This window comes from Mesoterricola sediminis, from assembly GCF_030295425.1.
Taxonomy (GTDB): Bacteria; Acidobacteriota; Holophagae; order Holophagales; family Holophagaceae; genus Mesoterricola; species Mesoterricola sediminis.
In genome coordinates this window covers 2,740,871-2,754,828 of sequence record NZ_AP027081.1, presented here as the reverse complement: position 1 = coordinate 2,754,828, position 13,958 = coordinate 2,740,871, and the positions used below count along the sequence as shown (strand labels likewise).

Genomic DNA, 13,958 nt, shown 5'->3' with positions numbered 1-13,958 from the left:
GTGAGCCATGATGAGAGCCATGTGGTCCGCCGCCGCCGGCATGAACGTGCAGACGGTGAACATGGACACGATCTCCAACAACCTGGCCAACATCAACACCACGGGCTTCAAGAAGTCCAGGGCCGAGTTCCAGGACCTGCTCTACCAGACCATCAACACGGCCGGCACCAACACCACGTCCACGACCACGTTCCCCGGCAACATCCAGATCGGCCACGGCGCGCGGCTCACGGCCATGGTGAAGGAGTTCACCACCGGCAGCCTCAAGAGCACCACGAACCAGTACTCCATGGCCATCGAAGGCGCGGGCTTCTTCCGGGTGACCATGCCCGACGGGACTTTCGCCTACACCCGGGACGGCTCCTTCAGCCTCGACCAGAACGGCAACCTCGTGACGGCCAACGGCAACCCCCTGGATCCCCAGATCACCATCCCCCAGGACGCCACCAGCGTCACCGTGGCCACCGACGGGACCGTGTCCGTCACCCAGCCCGGGCAGACCGCCCCCCAGCAGGTGGGCCAGATCACCATTTCCAACTTCATCAACCCCAACGGCCTCAACGCCCTGGGCCGCAACCTGTTCCAGCCCACCCTGGCCAGCGGCGACGCCATCGACGGGACGCCGGGCCTCACCGGGCTCGGCACCATCCAGCAGTACTTCCTCGAGGTCTCCAACGTCGACATGGCCGACGAGATGGTGAACATGATCATCGGCCAGCGCGCCTACGAGGCCAATTCCAAGACCATCCAGACGGCGGACAACATGCTCCAGCTGGTGGCCGCCCTCAAGCGATGAAGGCCGCGGTCCTCCTCCTCTGCTGCGCGCTCCTCCGCGGGGGCGAGGCGGTGGTCCTGCCCCCGGGGGACCGGCTCCAGGCCCAGGCCCTGGCCTACGTGCAGGAACAGGCGGCGGGACGCGACGGGAGCTACACCTTCAAGGTCGTCCACATGCCCGTGCTGCCCCGGCCGGCGAAGGGGGACCTGGCCTTCGAGCCCGCCCACCTCAGCCGCAACGACCTCACCGGGCGTTTCTACGTATCCTTCAACGCCCTGGCGGACGGGCGGAACCTGGGCATGGTCCGGGTGGACCTGGAGGGGCGCTGGGCCGGGAAGCTCCTGAAGTTCCGGGCCGCCCAGCCCCGCAAGACCCCCCTGGAGGCCGCGCTGCTCGAGCCGGTGGACTTCGAGGGCGTGCCCCCCGCGGGCGCCCTGCGGGAGGTGCCCCCCGGGCACCGGCTGCGCGGGCCCGTCACGGAGGGACACCTCCTCGTGCGGACCGACGTGGAGGCCATACCCCTGGTGAACGCCGGGGACCCGGTCCGCCTCGAACTGGTGGACGGGGACCTCACCATCTCGGTGGACGCCGTGGCCAAGTCCTCCGGGGCGGCCGGGGACCGCATTAGGCTGGAAATGCCCACCAACCGGAAGCTGGTGCAGGCCGTGGTCACCGGGCCGGGGGCCGCCCGCGTGCGGGTGGGCGGCAGCAAATAAGGGCTGGTCGCGAAAGGCCAAAAGCCCTAGTCTGGAGGCTTGTAAGGAGCCCGTCATGGCCCACGAGCACGATCACAACGACCCCAACCATACCTGCGGCTGCGGCCACGACGAGGACCACCAGGACGAGATCGAGGTGGTGGAGCTCGAGGACGAGAACGGCGAGAAGGAGGAGTTCGCGATCCTGGAGGAGGTGGACTTCGAAGGCCGCCACTTCGCGATCATGGCCCCCCTGGCCGAGGTCCAGGCCTACTCCGAGGCCGGCGACGAGGCCGAGGGCGAGGCCAACCTGACCATCGAGATCTTCGAGGTCAAGGGCGACGACTTCACCATCCTGGAGGACGAGGCCTTCGCGCAGCGCCTCCTCACCCACCTCGACGATCTTTCCGCCAAGCTCGAGGAAGAGGGCAAGTAGCCCTCCCCCATCCCCGGGTTCTGTGGCATTCTTGTGACATGAAGGGGGATTCCGTGAAGGTCGATGGCCGGGTTCTTCTGCTCAGCGAAGACCCGGCCCGCCTCCGGAGCCAGTTCCAGGGCGAGGATCTGCGCGTCGGCGTGACCGCCCTGCGGGACTACGTGACCGTGGACGAGATCGCCCCCGGCTGGGTGTGCTTCTACTTCGGCCAGCGCCTCGGGGACTTCGCCTACCTCGGCTGCCTCTGCGGTGGGACCTTCCCGATGCACGAAGGTTTCATCAAGCGGGGCGGCTTCCAGGTGGTGGTTTCGGGCAAGCGCCACGGCGGCGGCGGCCCGCGCGAGGCGGCGCCCTACGCCGAGCGCGCCGCGGGCATCCGCCTGGTCATCGCGGAGAGCTTCGATCCCGCCTACCGCCAGCAGTGCCACGCCCTCGGCCTCCTCACGTCCACGGACATGGGGCTCGTCGAGCGCATCCGGCAGGGCGAGGACCTGCCCATGGACCTCTTCACCCGCGGCCTCGACGCCCTCACCGCCGAGATCGTCAGGGCGGGGGGCATCTTCGAGTACACGCAGGCCCGGCTCCGGGAGGAGGCGCGGCTGCCCGAAGTCTCGCGCGCGCCCCGCCCGATGACCTACGGGGAGAAGCTCCTGGCCCGCGCCGCCCGGCACGGGTTCGGCTATGACGCCTGCGGCCTCGAGGCGGTGGCCCCCGGGGACGGCATCCTGGTGAAGGCCGACTGGCGCTTCTCCCACGAGACCGTGACCCCCCTCGCCGTGGCCATGGTGAAGGACCGCCTGGGGGAGGGCGTCCCCTTCGAGGACACCCACAGCATCCTGGCCTTCCGCGACCATCTCACCTTCCTCGGCCGGTTCTACACCCAGGACCAGGGCCAGCCCGGCATCGCCGACGCCGCCAGGCGGATCAAGCGCATGCAGGAGGAGTTCTGCGCCGCCAACGGGATCCGCCTCCACGGCGAGGACGCGGAGACGGGCTGCGAGGGCATCTGCCACGTCCTGATGGCCGAGCGGTACGCCCTGCCCGGGCAGGTCATCGTCGGCACGGATTCGCACACCTCCCATTCCGGGGCCCTCGGCGCGCTGGCCTTCGGGGTCGGGGCCGCCGACATCGCCTGCGCCTGGGTCACCGGCGACGTGCGGGTCACGGTGCCGCCCAGCGTCCTCGTGAAGCTGAAGGGCCGGCTCGGCCCCGGCGTCTTCGCCAAGGACCTGGTGCTCCACCTCCTCACCCTGCCGTTCTTCCGGGACGGCCACGTGAAGGGCCGGATCATCGAGTACGAGGGCGAGGCCCTCGCGGGCCTCGGCACCGACGAGCGCGCCACCCTCACGAACATGGCCGCCGATTCCGGCGCCTTCGCGGGCATCATCGCCCCGGACGCCGAGACGGTGCGCTACGTCGAGGAGCGCCGCGGCCGCAGGATCGGCCTCGTGCCCTGGATGCGGAGCGATCCCGGGGCCGTGTACGAGGGCGAGCTCGAGGTGGACTGCTCCGCCGTGACGCCCATGCTGGCCTCGCCGGGCTTCGCGGGCAACGGCCTGCCCCTCGCGGCCCTGGACCGCCAGGTGGACGTGGACATCGCCTACGTGGGCAGCTGCACGGGCGCGAAGCGGGAGGACCTCGAGCGCGTCTACGAGGTCGTGAGCTGGGGCCTCGCGCGCGGCATGACCGTGCCCCTGCGCGTGCAGTTCTTCATCCAGCTCGGCAGCGAGGACGTGCGGGCCCACGCCGAGGCCCAGGGCTGGCTCAGGGCCTTCGACGAGGCCGGGGCGCGGATCCTGGATCCCGGCTGCGGCGCCTGCATCAACGCCGGGCCCGGCGTCTCCACCCGGCCCGACCAGGTCACCATCAGCGCCATCAACCGCAACAACCCCGGCCGGAGCGGACCCGGCCAGGTCTGGCTCGCGAGCCCGGCCACCGTGGCCGCCAGCGCCCTCAAGGGCTACATCTGCGGCGCCGACACCTTGATGGGAACGCCCTGATTCCGGGCGGCATCCAACCATCGGGGACTGTCCCCGTGGAGGCGGGATGCGGAAGGCTGGCGGTGAAGACGACCTGCTCGAGGGCCTCGTCGCGGGCGCGCTGGGCGCGCGGCGCGCGCGGGTGCTCCTGGGCGCGGTGCGCGTGCCCGAGGCCCTGGCCGGGCCCGCGCCGTCCGCCGACCGCGCCCGCATCGCCTTCGCCCTCGCGCTCATCCTCCTGAGGGACCTCCTGGGCCGGGTGCCCTCCGCGCGCGCCTACGCCGACGACCTCGCGCGGGAGGGGCGGCCCCTCGTGCTGGACCACGGCGCCGTCCGGACCGTGCTGGCCCCCTGCGGGGCCCTGCCGCCCGGGGAGGAGGCCCTGACGCGCATCCTGCGGCCCCTGGGCTTCGCCTGCGCGGAGACCTACCCCCTGGACCGCCTGGCCATGACGGGCCGGGCCTGGCGCCACCTGGACCTGCCGGAGGACGTGCCCCAGTACTTCGTGAGCGAGTTCCATCCCGAGGGCTTCGGGGCCGCCTTCCGCGGCGCCGCGGAGCGGGTGCTGGCGAGCTCCGCCGATCCCCTCCCGCCGCGGGCCGCGGCCCTGCTGGAACGGCTCGGGGGCGAGGGGCGCCTGGCTCCCGCCGAGGCCGTCTCCCTCCTGCCGGACCTCGCGGCCTGCTTCGACCGCCACCACGACGCGCCCGCCCTGGACGACTACCGCGTCCTCGCCGAGGCGAGCCCGGAGATGGCCTGGATCGCCACCGAGGGCAACGCCTTCAACCACGCCACGGACCGGGTGCCCGACGTGGAGGCCCTCGCGGCCCGCCAGAAGGCCCTGGGCCGGCCCATGAAGGACGCCGTGGAGGTCTCGGCCACGGGCCGCGTCCTGCAGACCGCGTACCGGGCCGACGCCGTCGAGCGCACCTTCGCGACCCCGGAGGGGGCCGTCGTCCAGCGCGTGCCGGGGAGCTTCTTCGAATTCATCACCCGGCGGCCGCTGCCCGCGGGCGGGCTGGACCTGGGCTTCGACACGAGCAACGCCCAGGCCATCTTCCGCATGACCGCGGCCGGGGAGGGGCGTTGAGCGCCCCGGTCCCGTCCGGCCTGGAGGCGCTCCTCGGGCCGGGCGGCCTGATCACCGATCCCCAGGAAATGGCCCCCTACGTCACCGGCTGGCGCTACGGCCAGGGCCGGGCCCGGTTCGTGGCCCGTCCCGCGACCACGGAGGCCGTGGCTGCCCTGCTGGCCCGGTGCCGGGCCGAGGGCGTCCGGGTGGTGCCCCAGGGCGCCAACACGGGCCTCGTGGGCGCCTCCGTGCCCGACATGGGCGGGGAGATGGCCGTGCTGAGCCTGGAGCGGCTGGACCGCCTCGAGGTGGATCCCGCGGACCGCACCGCCCTCGCGGGCGGGGGCGTGCGCCTCAGCGCCCTCAACGCGGCCCTGGCCCCCCATGGCCTCTTCTTCCCCGTCGACCTGGGGGCCGATCCCTGCGTCGGGGGGATGGTGGCCACCAACACCGGCGGCACCCGCCTCCTCCGCTACGGGGACGTGCGCCGCAACCTCCTGGGCGTGGAGGTGGTCCTGGCCGACGGCACCGTGGTGGACGCCCTCTCGCCCTTGCGGAAGAACAACGCCGGCCTCGACTGGAAGCAGCTGTTCACCGGCACCTCGGGCCTCTTCGGGGTCGTGACGGCGGCCTCCCTCCAGACGGCGCCCCTGCCGCGCCAGGTGTCGGCGGCCCTCGTGGCCGTGGAGGACGGGGCGGCCGCCCTGGCCCTGCTCCTGGCGGCCGAGGCGGGCCTCGGGGAGACCCTCAGCGCCTTCGAGGCCATGTCGGCGGAGGCCCTGGCCCCGGTGTTCCGGCACCTGCCCAACCCCTTCGACCTGGTGCCCCCCTATGCGGTGCTGGTGGAGGCCTCCACCGCGCTGCCGGCCACGGCCTTCGACCTGGAGGCCGCCCTCCAGGGCGTCCTGGAGGCCCACCTGGAGGCCGGCGGCCCGGGGATCCTCGACGCCAGGTTCGGCCGGGCCGAGGCCTTCTGGGCCCTCCGCCACCGCATCTCCGAATCCCTGCGGGAGGAGGGCCGGGTCCTGGCCTTCGACCTGTCGGTGCCCCGCTCGAGCCTGCCCGCGTTCACGGCCGAGGCCCGGGCCCGGGTGGCCGCGGCCTGGCCCTGGCTGCGGGTGTGCGATTTCGGCCACTGGGGGGACGGGGGCACCCACCTGAACCTGGTCTGGCGGGAGGAGGCGGCCCCCGGGGACCCCGCGGGCTGGATTCCCGAGGTGCAGGCGGGCCTCTACGCCCTGGCGGTGGAGGGCTTCCGGGGCAGCTACAGCGCCGAGCACGGGGTCGGGCCCCACAACCAGCGGAGCTTCGACCGCTTCACCCCGGCGCCGGTGAAGGCCGCCGGGGCCGCCCTCCGGGCGCACTTCGATCCGGCGGGCATCCTGGGCACCGCCCGGCTCTGGTAGGTACAATGGGGGGATGACCCCCACCTCCCTCCGCGCCGTCATGTCAGCCCTCCGGAAACCCGGGACGGGCTGCCCCTGGGACCTCGAACAGGACCACGGGACCCTGGCCCGGTACCTCCGCGAGGAGGCCGCCGAGGTCCTGGACGCCCTCGCCGCCCTGGAGCCGGGAAACCCGGAGCGGGAGCGCCACCTCTGCGAGGAGCTGGGCGACCTGTGGCTGCAGGTGGCCTTCCACGCCCAGATCGCCCACGAGCGGGGCGCCTGGGACCTGGCCGACGTGGAGGCCATGGTGGTGGAGAAGCTGGTGCGCCGGCACCCGCACGTCTTCGGCGAGGTGGAGGTGTCGGGCTCCGACGACGTGCTCGTGAACTGGGCCGCCATCAAGCAGGACGAGAAGGCCGGACGCGGCGAGACCGCGCGCAAGCGCCTCCTGGAGAGCATGCCGGCGAGCCTTTCGCCCCTGGACGAGGCCATGGAGATCGGCCGCAAGTGCGGCAAGGTGGGATTCGACTGGGAGGACCTGGACGGCGTCCTGGACAAGGTGGGCGAGGAGATCCGCGAGCTCCAGGCCGAGAGCGACCTGGACCGCGTGGAGGCGGAGTTCGGCGACGTGCTGTTCACGCTCGTGCAGTGGGCCCGCAAGAAGGGCGTGGACCCGGACCGGGCCCTGCGCCGGCAGATGGCCAGGTTCCGGGGCCGGTTCCGCCACGTGGAGGACCACGCCGAGGCCAACGGCGGCTGGGAGGCCCAGGACATGGAAGCCATGGAGGCGGCTTGGCAGCGCGCCAAGGCCGCGGGGACGGAGGCGCCGTGACGGCGCCGCCGCGCTACTTCGTCACCCTCGCCCATCCCGCCTGGGAGGACGCCCTGGCCTGCGCCCGGCGCCTGCCCCCCGAGGCCCTGCCCGAGGTGCGGCTGGACCTCCATCCCGACGGGGATCCGGAGGCCATGGTCCAGGCCCTGCGGGGGCGCTGCCTCGTGACCTGCCGGCGCAGGGCGGAGGGCGGGGCCTGGGACGGCAACGAGGCCGACCGTCTCGCGCGCCTCTGCGAGGCGGCCGCCGCGAGGCCGGCCTGGCTGGACCTGGAGTGGGACCTGCCGGTGCCGGAGGGCATCCAGGCCCACCGCTCCCACCTGCGGCTCCTGCGCTCCGTCCACGTGGGGGAGGGGGTCTTCGACCTGGACGCACGCCTGGGCGACCTGCCAGAGGGCGAGGCCTACAAGTGGGTGGGCCGGGCCACGAAGCTGGCGGACAACGCGCGCCTGAAGGACGCCCTGGCCTGGGCCTCGGCCCGGGGGATCTTCCTGTCGGCCTTCCTCATGGGCGACCGGGGCGTGGCCAGCCGGTGCATGCAGTTCGCCTGGGGGGGCGCGTTCACCTACGCCGCGCCCGACGATGGCCCACCCGCCGCCCCGGGCCAGGTGCCCCTGGCCCAAATGCTGGCCTGGCGCTGCCACCGCCTCCACGGGCATCACGCCCTCTGCGGCGTGATGGGCAGCCCCGTGATGCACTCCCGGGGCCCGGCCTACCACAACGCGCGCTTCAAGGCCGCCTTCAAGGACCTGCTCTACCTGCCCCTGGAGTGCGGGGACGCGCTCGAGGCCCTGGAGGCCCTGGAGGCGCTGCCCCTGCTGGGCGCGAGCCTCACCGCCCCCCTCAAGGAGCGCCTGCCCCGGGCCCTCGGCCTGGAGGGGCCCCTGAACACCCTCTACCGCAGGTCGCCGGGCGATCCCTGGACGGGCGCGAACACGGACGCGGGCGCCCTGGAGGCGGCCCTCGCCCCGCTCCCGCCGGGGCCGGTGCTGGTCCTGGGGGACGGCGGCGTGGCCGCGACCACCCTCGGCGTCCTGGCCCGGGCGGGCCGGCCCGCCCTGCGCGTCTCCCGGCGCACCCCGGCGGACCCGCGGGAGGTCTCGGCCTTCGCGCCGGCGGGCGTGGTCCAGGCCACGTCCCTGGGCATGGATCCCGCCGATCCCGCGCCCTTCCCGGAACTCCTGGCGGCGGCCGGGGCCACCGCGTCCTGGGCCGTGGAATGGATCTACAAGGAGGACACGGCCTTCGCCCGTTGGGCCCGGGAGGCCGGACTCCGGCTGGTGGAGGGCGCCGCCCTGTTCGAGGCCCAGGCCCGGCTCCAGTCCGAGCACTTCGTGCGCGAATGCGGGGGGGCCTGAGGTGCGCATCCTGCTGGTCGAGGACAAGGACAGCTTCCGGAAGCTGCTGGTCAAGGCCCTCGCGGACGGCGCGTGGGACGTCACGGCCGTGGGGGACCCCCGCGAGGCGCTGGCGGCCCTGAAGGAGAGGCCCTTCGAGGCCCTGGTCACCGACCTCCGGCTGCCGGGCATGACGGGCCTCGAGCTGCTCAAGGCCGCCAAGCGCCTCCAGCCCGCCATCCGCGCCGTGGTGATGTCGGCCTTCGGGGAGACCCGGGACATCGTGGAGGCCATCCGCTGGGGGGCCGACGATTTCCTGGCCAAGCCCTTCGACTTGGACGCCTTCCTGGACGTCCTCGCGCGGATGCGCGCCCTGGGGCTGGCGCCGCCGCCGGATCCGCGGGAGCCGTGGATCGCGGTGAGCGGGCCGATGACGGCCCTGGACCGGGCCCTGTCCCGGGCGGCGGAATCCGGGGAACCGGTGCTCTTCCACGGGGAGGCGGGGGCCGGCAAGGCCCGGGCCGCGCGGCGGCTGCACGCCCTGCGCCACCCCCAGGCTCCGTTCCTGCGCCTTTCCGCCGCGGGCCGGGTGCCCGGTCCGGACGACCTGGCGGTGGCCCGGGGAGGGTCCCTCTACCTCACGGACCTGGACCAGGCGCCGTCCCAGCAGGCCCTCGCGGCGGCCATGGATCTGCCCGGGGCCGGCGAAGTCCACTGGATGGGCGCCTGCCGCCAGCCGGAAGCCCTCGGCGAGTCCCTGCGGATGCGGCTGGGGGTGCTGGCCTTCGGGATCGCGCCCCTGCGGGAGCGCCGGGAGGACGTCCTGCCCCTCTTCCGCGCCTATCTGGAGGCCCGGTCCCGCCAGGAAGGGCGCCCCGTCCCCTTCCTGGAGCGAGGGGCCGAGCGAGATCTGCTGCAGCGGGGCTGGCCCGGCAACGTGCGGGAGCTGGCCTGGTGCCTCGACCAGGCCCTCGCGGCCACCGCCGGCCCGGCCCTGGCGCCCCTGCCGCCGCCGGGGCCGGGCCGGGGCCTGCCCCTCGTGCTCTCCTATCCCCCCGAAGGCGCCCTGGGCGCCATGCTGGACGATGTGACGGCCCAGGCGGAGGGGGCCCTCCTGCGCCGGGCCCTGGAGGGCCGGGAGCCCGCCGCCGCCGCCCAGGCCCTGGGACTCACCCTCCGGACGCTGGCCAAGGCCCTCCGGGACCATGGCATTCCCCTGGATGGCGACTAGGATGGAACCATGACGCAGCAGCCGGGGGAGATGGAGATCAGGAAGGCGGTCCTGGACGGGCTCGCCGCCCTCGGGTCCGTCGTCGTGGGCAAGGAGCGCCAGGTGCGCCGCGCCCTGGCGGTGCTCCTCTCGGGCGGGCACCTGCTCCTGGAGGATCTGCCCGGGGTGGGCAAGACCACCCTCGCCAAGGGCCTCAGCCGGCTCCTGGGCGGTTCCTACCAGCGCGTCCAGGGCACCAATGACCTGCTGCCCTCGGACCTGCTGGGCGTCCACCTGTGGGAGGCCGAGCATCAGCGCTTCCGGTTCCAGGAGGGCCCCGTCTTCGCCAACGTGCTCCTCCTCGACGAGCTGAACCGCATCGGGCCCAAGACCCAGAGCTCCCTGCTGGAGGTGATGGTGGAGGGCCAGGTGACCCTGGACCGGGCCACGTACCGCCTGCCGGATCCGTTCTTCGTGATCGCCACCCAGAACCCCATGGACCACGCCGGCACCTTTCCGCTGCCGGAGAGCCAGATGGACCGTTTCGCCTGCGTCCTCCACCTGGGCTACCCGGACCCCCGGGCCGAGCGCCTCGTGCTCCGGGGCGAGGCGGGGGCGGATACGCTCGATCGTTTGCAGCCGGCCCTGGACCTGGACGGATGGCGGCGCGCCCGGGCCGCGGTGAAGACCGTCCGCGTGGCCGACGCGGCCCTGGACTACGCGGAGCGGGTCGTCGCCTCCATCCGGGAGGGGCGCGGCTTCTGCAGCACCCGGGCCGCGGGCCACTGGCTGGCCCTGGCCAAGGCGGAGGCCTGGCTGGCGGGGCGGAGCTTCACCACCCCCGACGATCTCCAGGGCACCCTGGGGGACGCCATGGCCCACCGGGGCGTCATGGATGACCGCCGGCTCAACCGGGACGAGCGCCGGGAGCAGCTGGCCCGCGTGCTCGAGACGGTGCCCGTGGGGTGGAAGCCTTGAGCGGCGAGGCCCAGGGCGCGCCCCCGCCCGGGATCGGGGAGGCGCTTCGGAAGGCCCGGCTGGAGCAGGGGATCTCCCTCTACGCCCTGGGCTTCGACCTGAACATCAGCGTCCGCATCCTCGAGGCGGTCGAGGCCGACGCCTGGGAGAAGGTGCCCCCGGGCCGGGAGCGGCCCTACGCGCGCCAGATCGCGGAGCGCCTGGGCGTGGACCTGGAGGCCCTGTCCGAACCCTGGAGCCGACTCCCGGGGGCCATGGAGCAGGAGCCGCCCGACCCGCGCCGGGAGCGCCTCGAACGGGTGCTCATGGGCGGTCTCACCGCCGCCACCATCCTCCTGGTCCTCTGGCTCGTGGTGCCGGGACGCAGCCTCCGGCGCGAGCGCCGCGAGGAGCTGACGGCCGCGGACCGGACGCCGCCGCCGCGGTGGACCCCCGCGTCCCCCGCGGGGCCCTATCCCGTGGTGGGGGAGGTCCTGCCGGAGGCCCCCGTCAACGAGGAGGGCGTGCTGGTGGCCCTGCGGGCCCTGGACACCTGCGTCGTGACCATCGCCCAGGAACAGGGCCAGCCGCCCCAGGCCCGGGTCCTCCGCATCTCGGACCCCTGGCAGCTGCGGGTGAAGGGCCCCTTCTCCGTGGCCATCGACAACGCGGGCGTCGCCGTGCTGGACGTGGCGGGCCGGCGCATCCGCCACGGGGGCGCCGTGGGCGAGGCCTGGACGGGGAAGTTCACCGGCACGGGGGAGCTGATCGTGCCCGAGGCCGTTCCGCCCAACAGGCCGTCCACCCCGCCGGAGACCGACCAGGAAGAGGAATGACGTGCATCTGATCATCCAGAAATTCATCGACGGACAGCTGCCCGAAGCCATGGCCAAGGCCCTGGTCTCCGGCAACCTCCCGGTGCCCCCCGGGGACCTCCTCGTGGGCCTGGCGCACGCGGTGTTCCAGGAGACGCCCTTCAAGGAGGCCGCGGTCGGGACCCTGACGGCGATGCCGGAGAGCCTCCTGTCCAGCGCGCTCCTCCTGCCCCAGGACCCGCCCGACCCGCTGGGACTCATCCTCACCTACCGCAAGGAACCGGCCCTCCTCGAGACCGCCCTCCTCCATCCGGACATGACCTCCGCCTGGATGGAGCGCGTGGTGCCGTTCCTGCCCGGCTCCGTCCTCGAGATCCCCCTGAACAACCAGGTGCTCTGGCTGGAGCGCCCCGCCATCCTCGACCTCCTGGAGGAGCACCCGGAAGCGGAGTACGTCATCAAGCGGCGGGTGAACGAATTCCGCAGGGACGTGCTGAGGCTGGCCACCCCCGAGATCGCCGCCGAGCGCCTGGAGATCATCGACGAGGTCGAGGCGGGACGCCTGGACCGGGCGTGGTCCGAGCTGCCCATGCCCTCCGCGGCGCCGGAGGAGCCCCAGGCGGCGGAGGAGGCCGAGGTCGACGCGGCGCGGCCCGAGGCCGAAGGCTACGTGGACGACGAGGGCAACCCGATCCCCCTCTCCCTCACCAAGCGGATCATGCGCCTGCGCACGAACCAGAAGATCATGCTCGCCATCAAGGGCGGCAAGGAGGAGCGGACCTTCCTCATCCGGGAGGCCAACCGGCTCATCCAGGTGAACGTGGTCCGCAACCCGCGCATCACCGAAGGGGAAGTGGCCTTCATCGCCCAGATGCGCACGGTGAACGAGGAGGTCATCCGGGTCATCGCCGCCAACCGCGAGTGGCTCAAGAAGTACCCCATCGTCAAGGCCCTCGTCCTCAATCCCAAGACGCCCATCGCCATCTCCCTGAACCTGTTCAAGCGCCTCGTGGACCTGGACCTCAAGCTCCTCATGCGGGACAAGGGCGTGACCGAGGTCCTGCGCCGCGAGGCGAAGCGCTACCTCGAATCGAAAATGCACCGCTGAGCCGGCGGGGGCGCGGAAGGTAAAAATCGATTCATGACTTTTGCAGCCTTCTTGGTCGGCGTCCGGCCTTGTAACATCCGGCGCAGGGCTGCGGGAAATGGCGTAAACACAGGGGGTTTGGACTGCCGAACGCTTCGGGGAATTTCCCTGCACTGAGAACGCAGCAATCCGATCCTTACCTGATTCTCATAGCGACTCGGGGATTCCCCGCGGAGAAATCAGCAGCGGTCGCGGAAAACCCCGGAGGTGGCCGGAAAACCGTTCAGGAGTAGACTGGAGGGCCATGACCCAGGCCCCGCGCGCTTCCGCAACACCCGTGCTTTCCGCCCTCCAGGCCGCCGTCACCGGCGAGGTGCCCCCCGCCGACGTCCTGGAAGGATGGCTGGCCGGCCTGGTCCAGGAAGGCACGGCCGAACATGCCCTCGCCCTGTCCCGGCCGCGGGCCGGCGATCCCGCCTGGGATGACTTCCGCCGGCGCCTGAAGGCCCAGGTGGCGGCCAATCGCGGCCGGCGCATGGCGGGGTGGCAGAACGATCCGCGGCGCCGGAAGGTGCGGGTGCGCTTCTCCGTCGACGCCCCGGCCTCCGACCTGCACCCGCCGGCCCTCCTGGCCAGTCTGGCGCGGGCCTTCCTGGATGCCGGCCTGCCCCTGGCCATGGGCCTGGAGAAGGTGCCGAGGCCCGCCCTCGTCCTGGGCCATCCCCTGCCGCAGGGCGTGGCGGGCCGGGGCGAGTGGGTGGACGTCGGCCTCGATCGCGAGCCCGGCCTGCCCCTCGGCGAACTGCCCGCGCTGCTGGACGCCCACGCCCCGGCGGGGGTGGCCTTCCTGGACGCGGCCCTGGTGCCCACCTACGCCTCGCCCGTCGCGGATCTCTGCCGGTCCGCCCTGTGGCGGTGGGCCTGCCCCGGACCCGAGCGGGAGGCCGCTGAGGGGCGCACCGGGGCCTTCCTCGCCGCCGAGTCCTTCGCCATGGAGAAGGCGGGCAAGACCGGGGGCCAGAAGGGCCTCAAGCGCGTCGAGATCCGCTCCCTCGTGGAGGACATGGCCTGGGCCGACGGGGGCCTCGTCTTCCGCACCGCCATCCGCCAGGGCCAGGCCCTGAACCCGCGGAAGCTGCTGGCCGCCATCCTGGGCCGGGAACCCGCCGAGGTCCTGGGGCTGGAGCGCCTGGAACTGGCGCTGGACGAGGATCCGCGCCTCCTGGAGGCCGAGCGCTACGCGCCCAAGCTCCACAACATGTTCGAGGACGCCGTCCTGCTGGAATCGGGCCCCAACATCCGCATCGTCGACGAGGACGACGACGAGCCGATCCGCCTCCACGACTGAGGCTTCCGGGCGCCTGCAGGTCCGTGT

13 protein-coding genes are annotated in these 13,958 nt (G+C 73.1%); all 13 read left to right on the top strand.

Translation table 11 applies throughout. The features are described 5' to 3' along the window. Positions 1 to 7 precede the first annotated feature (7 nt). The 13 genes from flgG to R2J75_RS12065 all read left to right on the top strand — a co-directional run bounded on the left by flgG (position 8) and on the right by R2J75_RS12065 (position 13,931). On the top strand, positions 8 to 796 hold the full coding sequence (gene flgG / locus R2J75_RS12125; RefSeq protein WP_243335669.1) for a flagellar basal-body rod protein FlgG: 789 nt from the start codon (positions 8 to 10) through the stop codon (positions 794 to 796). Continuing rightward, a complete protein-coding gene (gene flgA / locus R2J75_RS12120) occupies positions 793 to 1,491 on the top strand; it encodes a flagellar basal body P-ring formation chaperone FlgA (RefSeq protein WP_243335668.1) in 699 nt (232 codons plus the stop codon). Before flgG ends, flgA begins: the two co-directional genes overlap by 4 nt. A 55-nt stretch (positions 1,492 to 1,546) precedes the next feature. Continuing rightward, a complete protein-coding gene (locus tag R2J75_RS12115; RefSeq protein WP_243335665.1) occupies positions 1,547 to 1,906 on the top strand; it encodes a hypothetical protein in 360 nt (119 codons plus the stop codon). Positions 1,907 to 1,959: 53 nt separating this feature from the next. After that, positions 1,960 to 3,906: an aconitase family protein gene (locus R2J75_RS12110; protein WP_243335664.1), complete on the top strand. Its 1,947-nt coding sequence runs from the start codon at positions 1,960 to 1,962 to the stop codon at positions 3,904 to 3,906. A gap of 46 nt (positions 3,907 to 3,952) precedes the next feature. After that, complete coding sequence (locus tag R2J75_RS12105; protein WP_243335662.1) at positions 3,953 to 4,975, top strand: 2-oxoadipate dioxygenase/decarboxylase family protein; 1,023 nt, start codon at positions 3,953 to 3,955, stop codon at positions 4,973 to 4,975. Further along, positions 4,972 to 6,363 (top strand): FAD-binding oxidoreductase, encoded by a 1,392-nt coding sequence (locus R2J75_RS12100; RefSeq protein WP_316410258.1) that lies wholly within the window; start codon positions 4,972 to 4,974, stop codon positions 6,361 to 6,363. Before R2J75_RS12105 ends, R2J75_RS12100 begins: the two co-directional genes overlap by 4 nt. Positions 6,364 to 6,376: 13 nt before the next feature. Further along, positions 6,377 to 7,177, top strand: a complete 801-nt coding sequence (mazG, locus tag R2J75_RS12095) for a nucleoside triphosphate pyrophosphohydrolase (protein ID WP_243335660.1) — start codon at positions 6,377 to 6,379, stop codon at positions 7,175 to 7,177. Next, positions 7,138 to 8,535: a type I 3-dehydroquinate dehydratase gene (locus R2J75_RS12090; protein WP_316410257.1), complete on the top strand. Its 1,398-nt coding sequence runs from the start codon at positions 7,138 to 7,140 to the stop codon at positions 8,533 to 8,535. Before mazG ends, R2J75_RS12090 begins: the two co-directional genes overlap by 40 nt. A gap of 1 nt (position 8,536) precedes the next feature. Next, positions 8,537 to 9,745 (top strand): sigma-54-dependent transcriptional regulator, encoded by a 1,209-nt coding sequence (locus R2J75_RS12085; RefSeq protein WP_243346573.1) that lies wholly within the window; start codon positions 8,537 to 8,539, stop codon positions 9,743 to 9,745. 9 nt (positions 9,746 to 9,754) lie between these two features. Further along, positions 9,755 to 10,702 (top strand): AAA family ATPase, encoded by a 948-nt coding sequence (locus tag R2J75_RS12080; protein WP_243335657.1) that lies wholly within the window; start codon positions 9,755 to 9,757, stop codon positions 10,700 to 10,702. Next, positions 10,699 to 11,517 (top strand): helix-turn-helix domain-containing protein, encoded by an 819-nt coding sequence (locus tag R2J75_RS12075; RefSeq protein WP_279342026.1) that lies wholly within the window; start codon positions 10,699 to 10,701, stop codon positions 11,515 to 11,517. Before R2J75_RS12080 ends, R2J75_RS12075 begins: the two co-directional genes overlap by 4 nt. 1 nt (position 11,518) lies before the next feature. After that, on the top strand, positions 11,519 to 12,604 hold the full coding sequence (locus R2J75_RS12070) for a hypothetical protein (protein ID WP_243335656.1): 1,086 nt from the start codon (positions 11,519 to 11,521) through the stop codon (positions 12,602 to 12,604). Positions 12,605 to 12,887: 283 nt separating this feature from the next. Beyond that, positions 12,888 to 13,931, top strand: coding sequence for a DUF2344 domain-containing protein (locus R2J75_RS12065; RefSeq protein WP_243346572.1), 1,044 nt, complete (start codon positions 12,888 to 12,890; stop codon positions 13,929 to 13,931). The last annotated feature ends 27 nt before the right edge of the window (positions 13,932 to 13,958 follow it).